Origin of the sequence: Pasteuria penetrans (assembly GCF_900538055.1) — a bacterium.
GTDB classification, from domain to species: domain Bacteria; phylum Bacillota; class Bacilli; order Thermoactinomycetales; family Thermoactinomycetaceae; genus Pasteuria; species Pasteuria penetrans.
The window spans coordinates 575,404-594,221 of sequence record NZ_UZAC03000001.1; the positions used below are offsets into that span (position 1 = coordinate 575,404).

The 18,818-nt window shown below is 46.4% G+C and carries 14 protein-coding genes; 8 read left to right on the plus strand and 6 right to left on the minus strand.

Going from position 1 to position 18,818, the window contains the following annotated elements; translation table 11 throughout:
- Nucleotides 1–97: 97 nt before the first annotated feature.
- Together PPRES148_RS02275 and PPRES148_RS02280 are read left to right on the plus strand one after the other, a co-directional pair.
- Complete coding sequence (locus PPRES148_RS02275; RefSeq protein ID WP_149453046.1) at nucleotides 98–1,435, plus strand: IS256 family transposase; 1,338 nt, start codon at nucleotides 98–100, stop codon at nucleotides 1,433–1,435.
- Between the two features lie 833 nt (nucleotides 1,436–2,268).
- Nucleotides 2,269–4,386, plus strand: coding sequence for an IS256 family transposase (locus tag PPRES148_RS02280; RefSeq protein WP_149453047.1), 2,118 nt, complete (start codon nucleotides 2,269–2,271; stop codon nucleotides 4,384–4,386).
- Here PPRES148_RS02280 and PPRES148_RS02285 read toward each other — a convergent pair.
- Together PPRES148_RS02285 and PPRES148_RS13245 are read right to left on the minus strand one after the other, a co-directional pair.
- Nucleotides 4,383–4,580, minus strand: coding sequence for a hypothetical protein (locus PPRES148_RS02285; RefSeq protein ID WP_149453048.1), 198 nt, complete (start codon nucleotides 4,578–4,580; stop codon nucleotides 4,383–4,385). The two genes, PPRES148_RS02280 and PPRES148_RS02285, sit on opposite strands and share 4 nt — an antisense overlap.
- Before the next feature lie 1,618 nt (nucleotides 4,581–6,198).
- Complete coding sequence (locus PPRES148_RS13245; RefSeq protein ID WP_149453049.1) at nucleotides 6,199–6,813, minus strand: DUF2614 family zinc ribbon-containing protein; 615 nt, start codon at nucleotides 6,811–6,813, stop codon at nucleotides 6,199–6,201.
- On the opposite strand from PPRES148_RS13245, the gene PPRES148_RS10570 reads away from it, so the two are divergent.
- From PPRES148_RS10570 to PPRES148_RS12190, 4 genes are all read left to right on the plus strand, one after another.
- The gene (locus PPRES148_RS10570; protein ID WP_223127918.1) at nucleotides 6,698–6,943 is read left to right on the plus strand and encodes a hypothetical protein; all 246 of its coding nucleotides are present in this window, start codon (nucleotides 6,698–6,700) and stop codon (nucleotides 6,941–6,943) included. The two genes, PPRES148_RS13245 and PPRES148_RS10570, sit on opposite strands and share 116 nt — an antisense overlap.
- 35 nt (nucleotides 6,944–6,978) lie before the next feature.
- Complete coding sequence (locus PPRES148_RS02295) at nucleotides 6,979–7,455, plus strand: CBS domain-containing protein (protein ID WP_149453050.1); 477 nt, start codon at nucleotides 6,979–6,981, stop codon at nucleotides 7,453–7,455.
- A gap of 723 nt (nucleotides 7,456–8,178) precedes the next feature.
- Nucleotides 8,179–11,463, plus strand: a complete 3,285-nt coding sequence (locus tag PPRES148_RS02300; RefSeq protein ID WP_149453051.1) for a hypothetical protein — start codon at nucleotides 8,179–8,181, stop codon at nucleotides 11,461–11,463.
- A 53-nt stretch (nucleotides 11,464–11,516) separates the two neighbouring features.
- On the plus strand, nucleotides 11,517–11,672 hold the full coding sequence (locus PPRES148_RS12190; RefSeq protein ID WP_223127919.1) for a hypothetical protein: 156 nt from the start codon (nucleotides 11,517–11,519) through the stop codon (nucleotides 11,670–11,672).
- 1,049 nt (nucleotides 11,673–12,721) lie between these two features.
- On the opposite strand, the gene PPRES148_RS02305 is transcribed toward PPRES148_RS12190, so the two are convergent.
- The 4 genes from PPRES148_RS02305 to PPRES148_RS02320 form a co-directional block, all read right to left on the minus strand.
- On the minus strand, nucleotides 12,722–13,891 hold the full coding sequence (locus PPRES148_RS02305; protein WP_149453052.1) for an amidohydrolase: 1,170 nt from the start codon (nucleotides 13,889–13,891) through the stop codon (nucleotides 12,722–12,724).
- 85 nt (nucleotides 13,892–13,976) lie between these two features.
- Nucleotides 13,977–15,227 (minus strand): aspartate aminotransferase family protein, encoded by a 1,251-nt coding sequence (locus PPRES148_RS02310; RefSeq protein WP_149453053.1) that lies wholly within the window; start codon nucleotides 15,225–15,227, stop codon nucleotides 13,977–13,979.
- Nucleotides 15,224–15,967: a 2,3,4,5-tetrahydropyridine-2,6-dicarboxylate N-acetyltransferase gene (gene dapD, locus PPRES148_RS02315; RefSeq protein WP_149453054.1), complete on the minus strand. Its 744-nt coding sequence runs from the start codon at nucleotides 15,965–15,967 to the stop codon at nucleotides 15,224–15,226. Before dapD ends, PPRES148_RS02310 begins: the two co-directional genes overlap by 4 nt.
- Before the next feature lie 345 nt (nucleotides 15,968–16,312).
- Entirely contained in the window at nucleotides 16,313–16,777 is a 465-nt protein-coding gene (locus PPRES148_RS02320) for a hypothetical protein (RefSeq protein WP_149453055.1), read from the minus strand.
- Nucleotides 16,778–16,915: 138 nt separating this feature from the next.
- Here PPRES148_RS02320 and acpS point away from each other — a divergent pair, with 138 nt between their 5' ends.
- Together acpS and PPRES148_RS02330 are read left to right on the plus strand one after the other, a co-directional pair.
- Nucleotides 16,916–17,311, plus strand: coding sequence for a holo-ACP synthase (gene acpS, locus PPRES148_RS02325; RefSeq protein WP_187820413.1), 396 nt, complete (start codon nucleotides 16,916–16,918; stop codon nucleotides 17,309–17,311).
- Nucleotides 17,312–17,421: 110 nt separating this feature from the next.
- Nucleotides 17,422–18,510 (plus strand): LolA family protein, encoded by a 1,089-nt coding sequence (locus PPRES148_RS02330; RefSeq protein WP_149453057.1) that lies wholly within the window; start codon nucleotides 17,422–17,424, stop codon nucleotides 18,508–18,510.
- Nucleotides 18,511–18,818: the final 308 nt, after the last annotated feature.

Genomic DNA, 18,818 nt, shown 5'->3' on the forward strand with positions numbered 1-18,818 from the left:
ATAGAAAAGGGAAATACAAGACAAGAGTGGGGAAATGTATAGAGGACAACCGCTTGGTTTCTGAAATGAAAAACTTAATATAGGAAAGGTTGGTTTTATGATTCCAATTGACTTGGATATAGACAGAATGGAAAAAAGGATAGAAGAACGTATACAACATTACGAACAGAAAGGATTATCGCTTCAGGAATCCATCCCCCATGTAGTGGAAGAGATCGAGGAAGATTCTGAATGGGCTCCTGGTCCCATGGGGAGGGCTTATACTTTTATAGCCAATTATCAGTTTAAAAAACAAATTTTAGGTGGACGGGAGAAACACCAAAGGGGTCCCGATTTCCCAAAAGTAGACCGAAATGGTTATAAAAAACGTAAAAAACGCACCAGCAAAGGAATTGTGGTTTACTATGACCCCCAGCCAAGAAAAGGGCATTTCCGATCTGCGGTTACTAAACCCTACAAAAAATATACGAAGTCGTGTATAGATATTCTTTCCTCCTTACGTAAGGCCGGTATGTCCATAAAAAAAATATCCGAATTGTCGAATGATATTCTGCGATCAAAAATCTCACGCTCCACTGTGTCAAGATTACTTATGGGACATCTAAAGGAAGAGAATAGAGGATTCAATGAGGAACCCATAAGAAACCCGCATGAAATTAGGACCGTAAAGGTGGATGCTTACTACAAACCCGTTCGTGGATTCGGGAAAGTAGCTGTCTATGTCATAAAAGCGAGTAGGAAAAATACATCAGGGATAAAAACAGATGAGGTTTTATCAAGTTTGGTAAATCCCCCCGAAACAGCTGAAACTTGGTATGAAGCCCTCCAAAATGTTTACGACCGTGGTTTACGGATGGGTCCTGATACCCTTTTTATTGCTGATGGTCATAAGGGAATCAGAAAGGCGCTAAGCCAAGTATATCCCGAAGCAGGTTTTCAAGGGTGTCAATTCCACAAAATGGTGAATCTTTACCAGGCCTTCAGAAAGGATAGACCGAGAAAAAAAGGAGTGAAGTGGGAACCCATCCGAAGCCGGATTTATCAAGACATTTTTCATGTTCTTGACAAAAAAGAAGCCCTTCATGGCTTGATACGCTTTAGTGATGACTATCAATCCAAGTTGCCCAAGCTCGTTGAAGGTCTATGGGCTTCCTTTGATGATGTGACAACGTATCTCGATTACGACCTAGCGGATGCTGTTCAAAATCGTACAACGGGTTCCTTAGAGAGAAATCACAGAGAGGCCAGACGTTATACGAATGGAGTGAGCTGTTATCCTACCCTTGATTCATTCCAAAGGGTGATTGATTCCGTGTATAAAAATTTCAACTTAGAGCAGGCAAAGAAACTTAGTGGGATGGATAATCACTCTGTGTCCGCATGGGGACTGGGAGAATTCGCTATCCCTGCCATGTATCCCCTATCTTCACACTAAAAAAAGAATATTCTTACATTTATTTTCAGGAAAACCAACCTACCCTGAGTATGGGTATGGCTTCCATTTTTTTACATAATTGCCATTTACAGTAATTTTTTATGTTTTATTATAATTTTTAAATTATTGTGTAATTTTAACTTTTATTATGTATGTCAATAGTTGTAATTCACTACGATGATATGATTTCTGAAGGATGGGGAACCCAAGAAAATCAACCAGGGGGAGATTACAACCGAAAAAGGGATATCACCGATTTCTTGCGAACCATGTTTTTTCCCATTCCCTTTACCATCATTTCGGTAATAACAGCGAACATTTGCTACAATATACACTGTAAGATTATATTTTGCAAGACGTATTTCTATATGAATTTGGCCTCACGGGACCGTGCAATTTCTTGTGGGGAATGCCCTATCTATGAATCTAGTCTCACCTTTTCGTAAAGCAATTGAGTAACATAATAACATTTTGTTATGACACTGTTCCTGTTTTGATATCCACGGCGGATTTATCTTATTTCATATGAATTTTTATAAAATTTTTACTAGGTCCTTGCGCGGAAGACGAACATTGTATTGTAGTAAGATCCATCCTGTTTATGGTACGTACAAAAACAACAAAAAATCCGTAATGTTGACAACATTACGGATAAGATGGAACAAGGTTCCATTACCATGGACAAAGCGATCTGATCAACAAATAGGGCACGATCGCACGATCTGCAGTGAAAAAGAATGAAGCGTTATTATGTAAAAAGGGGATGACTCATGCCCCCTACCTCTGATAGAATATTGATCATCAACAAACAATAAACTCAGAGGAGGGAAAACATGAGCATCCACACCCATAATACAACATTATCAGGAAAAATCAATATCCAAAAAGAAGAGTCATGGATAGCTAGAAATTCGATGAAGATAGGCGACCGGTCCATGGACTCCCCGTATTGTGGAAAAACACTGAAAAGTACGTGTCCCTTCTGTCATAGCCATAATGTCTTAATAGATGAGAAACTGATTCTAACCGATAGGACCATAATGGCAATAGCAAACGAAAAGCTGGCCCTAGCCAACGAGACAATGGCAATGGCAAACGAGAAGCTGGCCCTAGCCAACGAGACAATGGCAATGGCAAACGAGAAGCTGGCCCTAGCCAACGAGACAATGGCAATGGCAAACGAGAAGCTGGCCCTAGCCAACAAGGCAACGGCAATGGCAGCAGGGAATAAGGACACAAAATGGTCTGCGGTAGCCGGTGAGATTGGGAAATTACATAGTATGAATCCGTCCCCTGCCCCCCAAGAAACGGAACCCAACCCACTGATCGAGGATTCTCCATCCATAACTTTGCGTGACGGAAAAGATAAAGGTCCGGGGAATGCACGATCCGAAGGGGATGGATATCATCAATTGCACGATCCAAAAACTCGGGATCGATTCTTACGTGCTCAACGTTTTTTCGATGATCTCAAGGAGGGAATTACCTCATGGGGTCCCAAGGAGTGGGAGGAATCTAGGCATCTGATTGAGAAACTGCTATTATTGTGTTATCCATCGAACCACAAGGAAAAGACGAAGGATTCCCTTCCCCTGGACGATATTACTAGCCTCATGTTCCATCACGACGGTGGTAGTATTTTGGTGCGGGCGCTGATTGGATTGTTAAAAAACGCATGGATCCCAGAGATAGACCCTCTAACCGACCCAAAGAATTGGAAACCCGTTGTCGAGGACCTATGTAACTTACGCATGCGTGTAGATCGAACCCTCCATTGTCTGAAATATCCCCAGGATGAGGGGAATGGGGTCTATCATCGCGGATATAGCACACTGTTTGGGGAACTAGATCTAGAGGTTCCTAGGACAAGATGGGAATTTTCACCGTACTCGTTACCACGTTATCAGAGTGCAAAGAATACCCTCAAAGATTTCGTTTATCGTCTTTATCTTCCGGGCCTCTCCTTGCGAAAAATTAGTAAACTATTGGAGGAAGGATTCAACCTTCGGACGCCCCCGGAAACGCTTTCGCAGTGGTTGCAACCTTATTACAACGATGCTATACAATATTTCGAAAGGGATCTGAGCACGACAGTATATACAGCCATAGGTATGGATACCCTCTTTGTTCCCATTCGGGAGGAGGGTCGTTATGTTTCGAAGGCGATCGCAGTCAGCACGGGTATCACGGCGGAGGGGAGGCGGGATATAATAGGGATCACCCCCTCGCCTGATGAGAATGTGGAATCCTATGATCAGCATATAGGGAAACTAAAGGAACGGGGCCTGAATGTCAACGATATACGTATCGTTACCACAGATGGGCATAGGGCTTTTCCCTTAGTTGTACGCAAGCATTTTCCTCACCATACGGTTCACCAACGATGTTACGTTCACGCGATTCGTAACATCATGAATGCAGCTCCTAAAAGTATGAAGAAGGAAATGGCTAAGGACGCTTCTTACGTCTTACGGTCTGGGGATATGGGACAGGCACTAGAACGGTGGTCCGAGTGTGCAGGGAAGTATCGGTTTGGAAATAAGGCGACATGCGAAGCATGGGAAAGGCTCAGTCCTAAAAAAATCTCCTTGAGTTTGCAAGCGGCATCCATAACCCAAAACCCCATACTTTTGCCCTATATACTATCCACGAACTACACGGAATCGCTGAATGCTCTGTTTCGTGAGAGAACGAATAGCAAAAAAGGTGGATTCGTTAGTCTTGAGGTAGCGATGAAGGAATTGATGCTTACCGCTTTCTATTGGGTGGGGAAACAAAAAGAAAACCCCAACCCATTGCCTGTCGAGGATCTTCTTTCGATCCCTGCTGACTACGAGTCCGAAATTTCGAACGGAGAACCTCTTCCCACCACGGCTTATGACTTTCATCCCCTCTTATGCACGGAACAAGGGCAGGGTTGTATGGACGATGTCCATACCCTTGATTTCTAGCTAGCACCTTTCGGGGAAAATCCGTCTAAGGCGCCACGACGGTTTTTCCCCGGGAAACTCCCTCCATACGACGAGTTCTTCCACGGAACGGAGGTACCATATTCCTTCTCAAGAATCCCACCGCCTAGTTCTGGGGGTAACCTATGTGGTACAATCCTTCCAGCATCAGACTGGGTATCCGCCGCCCATCTCAATATCCATTATACCCCTAAATCTCGCAACGGTCTGTCCAGCCCATTATTTTCTGAATTTACAATAAATTAGTGATTAAAGGAAACACCTTATAAATATAAGATAAATCCGCCGTGGATATCAAAACAGGAACAGTGTCATAACAAAATGTTATTATGTTACTCAATTGCTTTACGAAAAGGTGAGACTAGATTCATAGATAGGGCATTCCCCACAAGAAATTGCACGGTCCCGCCTCACGGATAATTGCAAAGATCTACCTTGACAAGGGTTGAATATTATGGTTTTAGTAATTCGATGTTATTTATACAAAAAAATTCTGAACTTTTACAACAAACAAACAATATCATCGTTTAATATAGATATAAAATTACTATAAACAGGTCCTGAATAGATAGATACAGGATTCGGGTTGGATTTCCAATTAACATTTTTAAACAAATAAAACCCTGCTCCTTGCTGGAGCAGGGTTTTTGACGTACAGAGGTTCCGTACAGAAAGATCTGACCGTCCCCCCCCAGTACATACATCCCTGGCATTCTACCATCTACAGAATATTCCCGTGGGGGATCTGCGGGTACAGGTTGTTTGTTCAGACCCAGTATTGCGGCCTCCGCAGCCCCCAAATCCTGTGGTAATGGATTCAAGGTTGCCCTTTGTTTCAATCCTAGTACTGCTGTCTCATTGGGTTTAAGAGACAATAGTAGTTTCTCGTCGTATACTCCTATGATCCTGTTATATATAACCTACCAGAAATGGTTGTGAATTCGGCATGCCTCGCGAGGAAAGATCAATTTTCCCTCGCTCTATTTCAGCCAACCCTCTCACAGAACCATTTTGGTCTACTAGGCCAAAACATTGGGATCGAAGCCCGTAGAGCTTTCCTCAGATGTGAGGGATCAAAGGCGTCATAGTAGTGGACTCGGGCCTCCCCATGCGGCTCCACATCTGGCCCTATATGTTTCCTTATTTCCTTTCCCTGCTTATCTATCCCCTTCCTCGAGTTCCGACTGATGGCTGGATTGCAACCTGGAAACCTTCTCCCCCTATTTGGGTTACGGTCTGACGTGGATAGAAGGTAAGCCCCAGGGAGTCCAACCCCTGTAACTTTTCCGTCCTACGGCCGTTTCCGGCCCTACAGTAGGAGATTTTGGTTTTCCTCAGGTGCGGTTCCTGGCCATACTGAGCCATTTTTCGTTGCGATTTTTCCATAGGATATTCAGCTCGGGCTTGATCCCCACAATGAAGAAGGGCGTTCTCCCCATATCTTCGACACTATTCGGACGAATATTCCCTCGGTCTAGGGCATAGTGCAGGAACCAATGGGCCTGTAGGGGTCTTTTAGGGTACCCTCTTGTGATGTGCTCTTATAGTTTCTTTGTCTACGCCGCAATGCTCCAGTGTCCTGATGAGCAAGTCATGCGGTATATCGTCAAAGAATTCCCGGATATCAAGATTGACCCCTCAGGCATATTCCTGGCAACGTTTCCTATTCCAATCTACCACAGTAGCACCATGTACTATAGTACCCTGTACTTTTTGGTCCCTTAATTATATACGAATAAAAAATAGAAACATTTACAATAAAATCACAAGTGCGTTCCTACAAACAAGGGCTATTTAAGGTTGATGAATGTGGTTCTCTTCCCGGATGGGCTGTTGATCGGACGGGTCTAGGGAAAGGATGACAGCACATCCCCTGCAACGATCACGCATCCCTAGTAATTTGGTAATGTGGTTGCAGACGGGACATGTTACCTTCGGAGCCTGCATGGAAATTACACCTATGAAACTGTATAAAAATAGGCTAACGGAGACCATAAGGATGGATATGATGGAGAAAAATACTATACCCCCTGGAAATATAAAGGCGAGGGCCCCCACTCCAAAACCCAGTAAGAGGAAAAGGAGTGCTGCGATGCGACAAATGTCCAACTTCGGGGCACGATACATACCTAAAACACTGTGTGTTGTCAATCCGAGAATCATCAAGGCAATTTCACCTGTTATCCAGGGGCGTATGGATGCAGAGGACGCGGTACCGAAATAACAAAGCGTACCGTGAATGCACGAGGCAAGAAGTCCCCCATACAAGGCAATCAGGGCCAGGATACGGACTTTGCGCTGGATTGTTGGATGGATGATGTTCGCCTCCCCATGGCGTGCGTTGTGGTGGAATGGGAACGAGAATACTGGATCCCGATTCGTTGATCCAAAGCGTTTTGATTGTATCATTGGCAAAAACGGTAGTGCAATGGGGGATTTGTGTCGATCCCCTCACGTACCTATCCTAATCCCCATTGCACGTGATAGAATTGTGGTCGTCAACGAAAAGGTAGGGATTTTTCGGTCTCTCACTTTCTGATCGCAAGATTCCTGTTGGAGGAGGGGAAGGGGAATATGCTTGAAGACAGAAGGGCGAAAGCTGCATCCCTTTTTTCACGTGAAATTGCCCCATTGATCATCCCGAAGGAAAAGGTCGTGGTAATGGAACCTGCTTGGTCCCTACAGCGTGCATTGCTTGTTTTAACGCGCCGCGGTACCAATTCTGTACCCGTTATCAATACTTTGGGGCAGGTAGAGGGTTTGATTAGCAAAACAGATATCCTGGATTGCATTTTACCCAGCAATGGGAATCTTGATTTTGCGAGTCTGGAAAAGCTGACAGTGGAGGAGGCTATGAACGTCAATCACTTCGGTATCCTTCCTAACTCTATTTTTTCTTTTGCCTTTGAGTCGTTGATTCATCGGTCTTATGTGCCCATTATTGATGTACGAACCCAGTTTTTAGGAATTCTCACGAGAAAGGTAATGATGGAAAAGGTCATCGAGTACTTTCGGGCGGAGTACCTATTCGAGAGGGATCAAAAGGAATAGATTTTTACACCATTTCTACATAGCCAGGGTTCCCGTGGTAAGGTTCCTATATCCTGGAGGAGGGGTGCGCGAAGCCCCCTTTTGTTTACGATCATAGTCGGATTATTCCTGTTCAGAACATGTGTTCCCAGAGTTTGGTTTCCGCCCTGGTCCATAATAAAATGAAATAAATACAGTAAGGTTATTTGGTAGTACTTTTCCTCTATCTCATGCCCCCAGGAAATAGATCAGCACGATATTTCATAATAAACAGTGTCTACTCGACCATGGATCCCATGTCGTTCGTTACCTTCAAAAGAAGATCAGGAAGAGGAAGATAGGATCACCAATAACTATATAGAATTAAATATAAAATAAAAATCGACTTTATGTCGATTTTTTGGTGTGTGCAAAAGGGACAAGATAGGAACCAGTTACTATAATTCCTCGGATATTTCGGGGATTCAACAAAAAACCGATAGTACTAAATTTTCAGTTGTACTCTTTCAAAAAGGAATACTTTTCAACCGCAAAGCACCTACGCCGGAAATATTTATACAGAATTTTTTATACTCATTAATAATATAAACATTTTCTAAATAATTTATTTTAAAAAAATATTATAATAAGTTTGATACTTTTTTCTGCATATACAAAATGATATAATATACCATGTTGTATTATATCATGGTAGTATTTGTTGATTAATGAAAGTATATCCACTATCGACAGGGGGGGAGAACTATGGACATGGGAAAATACAGTCGAAGGGAATTCGTTCACCGACACGATAGAGAAGAAAATCGGGGTTTATCTCATCTTCGTGGGAGATTGTTCTTTTTATTCGTATCGATACAGGTACCAGCAGTTCTTCTCCTTACGGCAAATCCTGTGATGGGGGCTGAAACAACCGTACAGGATTCATCTGGATCCCCTCATAGTTCCGGGGGACAAGGGGTATCAGGGGGTATGTCTTCCCCCCCCGTTGGTGAGGGTCTTCCCCCTAATTCCCAATCCCACCGAGGTTCGGGATCGGGGGAATCTGAAACAACCGTACAGGATTCATCTGGATCCCCTCATAGTTCCGGGGGACAAGGGGTATCAGGGGGTATGTCCCCTCCCCCCGTTGATGGGGGTCTTCCCCCTAATTCCCAATCCCACCAAGATTCGGGATCGGGGAAAATGGGGGAAACAAAGGACTCGATCACACCCAGCGAATGGGGTGATCAAAGTGGGGCCCACCACCATGTTTCCCGAGATCATTCCCAAGGGGCAGTGGGACAAGTTATGGACGAAGATAGAACGATTGGGGCCCCTCCCGATTCTGGGAAGGATGGGGGAAAGAAGTGGAAAGGTAGTGATGGGGATCGTTATTCCCAACAAAATATAGAGGATAGGAAGGAGGATGATTTTGAACCCGTAGGAGGGGCCTCTGTTGGTAGTAGGGGGGGAGCAAGGGTACATTCTGATAGAAAGGGTATAGATCCTCTCTTACAGGGTGTAGGAAATAGGAACAAGCGGGATTCCGAATCTACTGGGGGGGGCCTACTACAAAATCAATCACGGGACGAGTATGGTTTGCCTATACCCATAACAAAACCGGATGCGTTGCTAGAAGAAGTTCCCCCCAGGAAGAACAGGGAAAGGAAGGGGCTAAACGATCATGTGAGTGGGGAAGGGGATGAAGTTGAGGGGGATTCTGATTTGTTATCCTCCCCTATCATCAAGAGGGAAGTTCAAAAGGATGAAGGAACAACTTTGGAAGGACATGTTGGGTCTGAGAGCCGTGGGGATGGGGGGGAAATACCCTGGTACAAAGGGATTTGGAATGGTCTCCAAGAGATTTGGTATAGTTCCCAGGACGAAATCAATGATTTTGCCGATGGAAAACGGAGGGAAATCCAGGGTTTGCTACGGGATACTACCACGGTGACGGAGGGGGCTCCTAAGGGATCCTATTTACACGCGGAGAAAAATGGTTACAGGGGATACTCTATGGTAATGAAAGCTGCGGGTGCAATTCCCCAGGTATTCCTCTATGGGTCTGTTAGGTTCTTACTCAATGCTGATAAGCAAATTCAAAAGTGGATATTGGGGGGGAAAGAGGAGAAGAAGACAGAAGAAATAGCAATGATACCAGAGAAATTCCATTCAGATAGAGTTTTTGCCCAAAATTTTTGGGATACATTCCGGAGAGCAGAGAACAAATGGAATGAAGCAACTAATGCAATGCATGGACACACCCTGGGGGGGAAGGTATTCATACGTTTTCTTAACATCGGGGATATATTTGTCGGCGAGCTCGTTGGTGCTATCCGAAGGTTAGTGGAGTTGGGGATGGAAGGTAGATCCTACCTGTTCGGAGTCCCCAAGGCAGAAGGGGACAAGTTGGCACAATTGGTCTCAGAGGCTGTTGTACAGGATACGGCCGATACAGCCCTCGCGTATGCTGCGGTTAGTGGTCTTATGAAGGGGGTTTCTTTCAAATCAGGGGTATCAGTGAATTCCATAGGTAAGGTGAGGAGTAGAGGGATAGGATCTAAGAAGGTCTTAGGGGCTGATCCCCGTGCTGTGTCCCCTTCCGTCCTTGCTGAACGCCTAGCTAGGATTGATAGACATTTACAGAACGAACCACCCATCAGTACTGCACGCCTAGGGGAGGTTGATAGATTTTTACAGAACAATTCTACCAGTAGGGTAGGAGCCCCCGCTAGGAACCGGTCTTTGGGGGTACATGCTGCAGCAGAGGGAAACGGGGTCGCGAAACAGGTGGGGAATGGTGTAGGGAAGGTAGAGAAAACTTCCATTCCAAGATCGTCTGTTTCCCACAACGTCAGTCCCAGTGTAGTTGAGGAGACTGCTACTCGGTTTCGTAAACAGCCAGGTCCCAATACATTTTCAGAACATATTGATTCAATTTTAAATGAAAATTATGCCCTGAGAAGAATGAATAATTTCGGGAATCCCACTTTTTTAGGGGAGAAGATAGGTGAACTAGGGAAGTTTGATAAGGTATTGCATGACATCCGCCGGGATGGATCCTTTCATAGGGGGGATGGACCCGGAAGAGCACAAAAGTATGCGGACCGCGTAAGGAATACGAAATCTATTATGAAGGAGGAAGCGGAGGGGAAGTTTGGACTTATAGAGAAAATTGGAACAGAGATAGACGAAATGAATAAACATACGAGAGAAAGCATGTCTAGCAGTACTTCCAGAATGAGAAAGGGTATAGAGAAGGATATAGTTCTGTTGGGGAAGAGGAAGCAGGGCTATATCCGGGAATTTGAGCTCCTAAATGATTATATTCGTGGTATTGAAAACATAGAAAATTATCTAATTTCTCAGGCAGGGGAATCCGCGGGAAACTCCAGGTTCTACGTTCCCCATTCTCCCCCTGCAGTAGGTAGGGTGGGGAATAATGTAAAGAACACCTCAGGAGGGATAGGATCTAAGAAGGGCTTAGGGTCTAATTCCACTTTAGAATATATTGATTCCATTTCAAAAGAAAATCTTGCCCTGGGTTATACCCTGAGAAAAATGAATAATTTCGATAATCCTACCATTTCTGGGAAGTCTAGGATGGCAAGTGCATTGAATATGTTTGATAGGGTACTGCATGACATCCGCCGGGATGGATCCCTTTATAAGGAGAATGGATATGGAAAAGCACAAATGTATGTGGGTATAGTAAAGAATACGATATCCACTGTGAAGGGGGAAGCGAAGGGGAAGTTTAAACTTATAAAAGAAATTGAAACGAAGATAGATGAGATGAATAAACATACGAAAGAAAGCACGTCTAGCAGTACTTCCAGAATGGGGAAGGGTATAAAGAAGGGTATAGTTCAGCTTGAGAAGAGGAAGAAGGACTATATCCGGGAACTTGGGCTCTTAAATGATCATATTCGTGGTGCTGAAAACATAAAAAATTACCTAATCTCCCAGGGGGGGAGATTTGTAGGAGGCTCCAGGTTCTACGTTCCCCATTCTCCCCCTGCTATTTCGTTACCCCAGAACCGAGGTTGAAAACTCGGGGAATTCTCCTTGACAGTGACCCAATCGACTGGGGGGATATGCGAATGTACGGAATCCATGGGAGGGGATCGCAGTGGGGGTTTATGGACCGGATCCGTGTCGTGCTCTATGAGAGGTGGGGGAGGGGCCCCCCGAAATTGGCAGGTGGCGTGCGGGTTTCAAACCACCAGTGCTGCTGTTGTAAAGAGCAATGGTGGTGAGCGTTCTGGGAAAAGGCAGGATGAAAGAATTCTGTCAGGTGTGAGTCGGGGGGATTAGCAAAGCGAACCATTGGAGGAAAGCATCGAAAAACACAGTCGATGTCGAAACAAGGGTCCTATCCTTAGAGGAAAGTACGAAGAATATGATACCAGACTGGTGTTCTGAATGGGCAAAATCCCATGGGACCCTAAGAGCCACCATAATGCGAGAGTAGTACGTGTGGTTTTGTGAGAGGGTTGGCTGAGATGCCAGCCCTATTCGACGTGAACCAATGGGTTCCGATACATTTCATGGATACCTTTGGTTTACTTTATAAAGGAAAGGGGTAAATGGATTAGGGTGAATCCTTCTGGAGGTGCTGCTTCCCTGGGAGGGCAGCACGCAATTGGGTGTGTACATCCCTCCGGGGGAGTTTCTAACTATAAAATTTTTGTTATCCTTTGGGGGAATGTACCTTCGCGTTTTTTAGATAATAATTTTCTCATCAATTTGTAAAGATAGAAAATTCGTTCCTGTTCCTTCATCCCCCTCTTGTCCCGATCTGCGTTTTATCGCTATGAAAATGGTTCCTTTTTTCCTTGGTCGTCGACGGTCGCTGGCGAATCTTCAGGTAGGTGGCATTGGCCCAAATGGTGGGGTATGGAATGCCCTTGGGGGCAAAGATTCTGCGCGTTTGGGGCGGCCATCCCATTGAGAACATAAATTCGGAGTATAGGACGTCGGGAAAGGGGGGAATCCTTGTGCCAAAGATCCTCCATTTGCCTTTGCACAGGTCCTCTCTCTATATCCATAAATTTTTTAATTTTTATGGAATAGTACAACGGAAGGATGAGCGGAAAAGAACAGGGATTTTTTACTACTTTTGATAAATTAGAACGGGATCAGGTCCTCCCCACACCTTTTCTCTTTTAATGTAATAAAAATATTTCATAATACGTGCAGGAAGTTGCAAAGATGGGGGGAAGTCCCCCCCGAAAACCCCGTTCAGGAATTCATGCCTACAATGGTTCATTTCCCCATGAGGGGGGTTGAGCGTGGAAATTCTGCGTTATGTGGGTATAGTAGGGGGAACGATTTTCCTGTTCTCCCCATTCCCGGATGTGTCCCCTAACCAGCAAAAAAAGTCCTTGAGCAACGCAATTCCCAACGGAATAGCTTCCTCTTTTGGGTTCAATGCGGGATGATGGAGGGGATAGGGGCTATCTACACCCAACCAAAACATGAGGCCCCGTTTTTTTTGTAGGAGAAAGCCGAAATCCTCCCCCGCTAGGGTAGGACCACAGGGTAGGAAAGAATAAGGGGTTTTGTCTTGTACAAATTGTTTGAATGCGGTGTACCAGGTGGGATCATTGTTTACCGAGGCATAGGGTGTTCCCCAATCCAGGTGGGCATGACAGGAAAATCCATGCTTTATGCCCCCGACAAGGTGCTGAATACGCTGCTGAATATGCTCCATCGTGGAAGGGGAAAGGCTACGGATCGTCCCTAGTAGGGAGGCTGTTTCAGCAATGACATTTCTGGATTGTCCAGCTCGCAGTTGCCCCAGGCACAGTGTCGCAGTATCCCCGGGGGGGATATTACGGGAGAGGATGGTTTGCAATTGTAGGATGAGGGAGGCGGCGGCTACTACCATGTCATTGCCGCGATGGGGTTCAGAAGCGTGGCTACTGTTTCCTCGTAATTGGATGGCAAAGGGTTGGGTAGCAGCAAAGAGGGTTCCGGGTCTTGTTGCTATGGTACCCACAGGGTATTGGGGCGCTATATGTAGTGCAAATATAGCCTCGGGGGGGAGGGAGGAGAGAAACTCACTCTCTCTCATTTGAAGGGCCCCGGCGCCCTCCTCTTCCGCGGGTTGGAATAGAACGAGAAGATGATCCCTTATGGGTTTTTCCACGAAGGCAGCGATGAGTCCACAGGCAATGGCAATATGGAAGTCGTGCCCACAGGCATGCATATAGCCATCTCTCTGGGAAGAGAAGGGGAGGTTGGTCTTCTCCTGAATGGGTAAGCCATCTATATCAGCCCGGTAACCCCAACGCCGTTGTCCCTCGGTTCCCTGCAGGTGGACAAACAAACCTGTACGCCAATGATGGATGGTTAGTCTTTGTTGTGGTAAATCCGATAGGAAGGAGAGAATGGCTTTTTGTGTATCGTGTTCCTGAAAACTAATTTCGGGGATCTGGTGTAATTTCCGGCGCAGCACAATGCATGGGTGCATGTTTTCTCCCCTCCTTGGGGGAAATTTATGTTTCGGGTTTGTATCTTTTTTCGGTAAGGGTATATATAACTGAATAGTAAGTCTATTATCCTGCCATTTCCACCAAACGTGGTTCCAGTGCGGTTAGGAAGCCTTCCCATTCCGAGGATGTCAGGGTAAGTGGAGGGAGAAGGCGCAAAACGTGACCAGCGGTTACATTCGTGACAAAACCGTCTTGCAATAAGGTTTGCTGTAACCAACGAGCTTTTCCTTGCAATCCGGGTCCGTCCATAGCTAACATCCAGGCCCTTCCCCGCAAAATCAGTCCCAATTTTCGATAATAGGGACGGAGCATGGAGCGCAACTGTTTTGCAAATGTAAGGGAGCGGCCCCGTGCCTGTTGGAGAAGGCCCTGTGTCAGGAGGAGATCGAGGAGAGCGTCCCCCATGGCGGCGGCGAGGGGCGAAGGGGCAAAGGTAGAGCCGTGGTCCCCTGGCTGTAATGCCTCTCCGTACTCGCCCCTAGCGACTACACCACCTAGGGGAAGGCCACCCCCTATCCCCTTAGCGAACAGTATCAGGTCGGGCATAATCCCGGCATACTGATAGGCGAACAAGTAGCCTGTGCGTCCCATTCCGGTCTGTATTTCATCCACGACAAGGGTTGTTTTGTACTCTTGAGCCAACCGGACCAGGCCATGCAGATAGGCTTTGGAGAGGGATAAAACGCCTGCGTTCCCTAAAATGGGTTCAAGGAAGATTGCGCTGGGTTGAACCTTGGAGAACACTTCCCTTGCCCTTCCTAAATCTTCGCGTGGTAGGGCATGAACATGGAAAGGTAGACGCGGATAGGGGGCGTGCGCAGGATGAGGACTTAAGGAGTAGGACCCTGCTGTTCGGCCATGAAAAGATCCTTCAAGTACCAATAGGTGCTGCTGCACAGGCTGTGTAGGACTTTTATCATGATGGAATCGATGAATGATTTTCAGGGCGGCTTCCGTGGCTTCTGTTCCTGAGTTGGTGAAGAAAACCTTGCCACCCTGAGTGGAAAACGTGGCCGTCACCAGTTTTTTGGCTAAACGAATTGCAGGGGGATTGGAGAACATATTGGATATGTGTAGATAATTTACAGATTGGGATTGTAATACTTGCTGCAGATAGGGATGACCATAGCCGGTAAGATTGACCCCTATACCGCTTGCCAGATCAAGATAGCGTTTCCCCTCCACATCCAATAGATGATTTCCTTCTCCTTTGACAATGGCCAGTGGGAATCGACTAAAGGTATTCATGATGTAGGTTTTATCGTAGTCCGACCATGTTTTGTTGTTGGGTGGGGTGGGGGGTTGGGGATTCATTCCAGACTCCGTAGGGCGTGGACAATTTCCGTCTTGGAGGAGGTTTTTTCGTCCTTTTTTTTGAGGAAGCGTGCCGGTACACCGCCCACAACGGTGTAGGGTGGGACGTCACGGGTAACGACCGCCCCAGCGGCGACTACGGCATCTTTACCAACACGTACCCCCTCGAGGATTACAGCATTAGCTCCTATGATTACGTTGTCCTCAATGGTGGTAGCCATGGCGGAGGGGGGTTCGATAACCCCGGCGATGACAGCACCCGCCCCCACATGGCAGCGTTTACCAACCTCTGCTCGTCCACCGATGACGGCATTCATATCAATCATAGTTTCCTCCCCAATAACGGCACCGATATTGATGACGGCACCCATCATGATGATGGCCCGTTGTTCCAGAGTGACCCGTTCTCGGATGATAGCCCCTGGTTCCACTCTTGCCTGTACAGGTAGGAGATCCAGTAGGGGTACGGCAGAAAGGCGTCGATCCTGTTCTATTTCAAAATCATCAATGTCATTACGGTGTTTTTGTAGGATCGGTTGTAATTCCTTCCAGTCACCGAAAACGATGGCAATGGGCCCACTCTGGAAGATTTTGCTACTTCCAAAGTCAATGCCTTGTAGGGATCCCTTTAGGGTAATTTTGACAGGGGTACGCTTTGGCTTTTTTTGCATATAACCGATGAGTTCCTTGGCGGCATTTTCCGATGGGGGGTGTGATTTCCTTTCCGCTTTCCTTTCCATAGTGCGCTTATCATCTCCTCATGATCGAGCAAGAAGAATAAAGTGGGAGAAAGTCATCAAAAGGAATTTCTCCCTATCCCTGCGGCCAAGGGGGATAGGGTAGGATTTTTGACGATGGTCCTATCAAGCAGTGTGTGAGGGTATAAGGTGTGGATGCAAACAATGGTGATGGTAACAGTAACCACCCCGACCACGTTATTCTTCATCTTCTAGTATCTATTTTAAAATTTTAAAAATAAAACAGTTTATTAAGTATGTTAAGGTAGGTGCGGGATGGTCTTGCACTAGCGCTATCGGACGCCTTCCCGTCAACGGGGAAGGACAGGAATGCACTCATGCGAGGCACTACATGGGCTTTCTAATTCCGGCATAGGTGAGTACAACCATAGCGAACACGGCAACGTAGAGAAGGCCACGATACCTGTTGATGAAGGGACGAGACTGTGTGGGTTTCGCCAAAGCCTTCTGCACCCAGGATTTACCTCCAAAAATGGTCAGGAAAATGATAAGTAGAATGATAGGTACACCGAAGCGCTCCTTAATGAGCAACCAAACGGGCTTTTCCTTCCCTAGCCATCGAAACCACATCATAATGAATCCACTGATAAGGACTAAGGACGCAGAGGGCACATACATGGTGGAGTTCCACCGATGAATGCGTTGGAGAGTTAGGACACCCCTCTGGTTTTCTGGTTCCCTGCTGGCTTCCCGTAGAAGCATAATCAACATGATCGCCCCACCCATCCAAGTAGCAGCCAATAGTACATGTAGGAATAAAAACCAGGAATGGTAGGAATGGTAGGTCCCCATAATGTATTCTCGCACCTCCTGTTAGATCCTGGGATCATTTTACACTCTGCGGGGGAGAAGAACAAGGAAACGTGTTACCATATCCTGTTGACCACGGGAGGGAACCACCCTCCGCCGGTCTACGAGGGGGGAAGGTCATTGTTCAGGGGACTAGGTGTGGATTTGGTAGAGATAGAACATGTTGCTAGGGTAGGCGTGAAGAGGCTGGTTCCTCGTCTTTTGACGGAGCGGGAGCAATTCTACCTTCCTGTCGGCTCGTCCCTGAGGTTGTTGGAATATGTAGCGGGGCGTTTTGCCGCCAAGGAGGCTATTGCTAAGGCGATCGGGACAGGAATTTCAGCTTGTTTGCGTTTTCATGACATGGAGGTTCTCCCCACCTCGGGTGCTCCCCGAGTTGTTTTGAGTGTATCCTCCCAAAAATCACTATTTGCAGTAATGCCTATCACTATTCATTTATCGATTACACATACCCGTCAACATGCGTTAGCCGCAGCCGTGATATGGCAGGAGGGGGCAACGGATGGGGAAACGTAGGTTGGTTCATTTTCATAATCGTGTCCCCCTTCGCGTAGCCTCAAGGGACGAGAGCGTAAGGTTCGCAGACATGTGAATACAGAGGGCCCTCGGATTGGGGGGCAGAATGGATGTTCAGCCGGGGGAAGGGAGTTCTACAATGGCGGGTAGGATCCAATCGGAGGGGATTCTGTTACCTTTTCGCGTTTTGTTTTATGTTGATCCTCTGGAGCTTTTTCGGGATAGGGTGTGGGACGAAAAACGAGCGGGAAGTCGCTGAGTTGCTACAAGAACGTAGAAAGGATCTTCCCTCCTATCGTAGTCAGGGGACCATGACGTTACAGATGGGGGAGGATCCCCTAACCTATGATATCGAGGTTTGGTATCAAAAGCCTTACTTTTACCGTGTTCATTTGCAAAATGTGCAGCGGGGGATTTCGCAAATTATTTTGCGGAATCAGACAGGGGTTTTCGTACTTACACCGCAGCTTCGACAGAGTTTCCGTTTTCGGAATGATTGGCCGCGTAGTCCTGGGCAAGTGTATCTTTATGAGACCATCATACAGAGTATCATCCAGGATGAGCAACGCATATATCAGTCGAAGGACAAAGGATATGAATTTGATGTGGTTGCAAATTATTCTGTTTTTCCCCAACTTACGCGTCAAAAAATTTGGTTGGATAAGGAACTGAAACCCCGTAAGATAGAAATCCGTGACGAGAGTCAGATGGTACGCTTACAGGTTAGTTTCCGCAGTTTTGAGGAGGACGTATCCTTTGATAAAAATGCTTTTGACAAGGAATGGAATATGGCGGGGGTGGCTAAGGAAACCTGGCTAGGGGATTTTGTTCCGCTTGGGCCCCTTACGGTGTACGGGGGTGGTATGCGGGTACAACCCCTTTCTTCCGCTGATCTGGATACCCTGTGGGGAAGAGCTTATGTGACTCGATATGGAAGGAAGGGGGAGGGGGTATTCCTTACGCTTACGCAATACCGGGATATGCCCGTGCATGAATTTTATTTGCAGGGGGGTCTGCCTGTGTGGGTTGGAGGACAATTGGCCGTGAGTTCGAGGCAGGGTCCCTATCACCGACTCACATGGACGGAGGGTAGGTTCGTATATGATATGGTCAGTTCATCATCCTGGCAGGGGCTGCAGGAGATCGTAAGGGATGTTCATTTTCATGGGAAAACAGTGATCCCTGGGTCGTTTTACTAACGCCCCAGGGTGCTGTTTTTTTGTTGTGTGGTGGAGTAGGTACTATGGGCGGGGGTACGTTTCTCATGGTACGATTTGTGGGGCAGTGGGGGGGTATTCTGAACGTGGTAGTTTTCCCCCCCCGGGGTTCCTAACGCAGTCTTTTTGTTGTTTGTTGAGGGGATAGGTGCTGTATAATCCCCTCTTTTGAGTTATAATTGTCTGGGGGTTTGTGTTCGTTTCCCCCTGATTGTGGAAATGAGGAGCTACTTCCGTTTATGTCGGTGGATGGTTCCATGGGTTTTCGGATTCATGAATCATTGTATTCA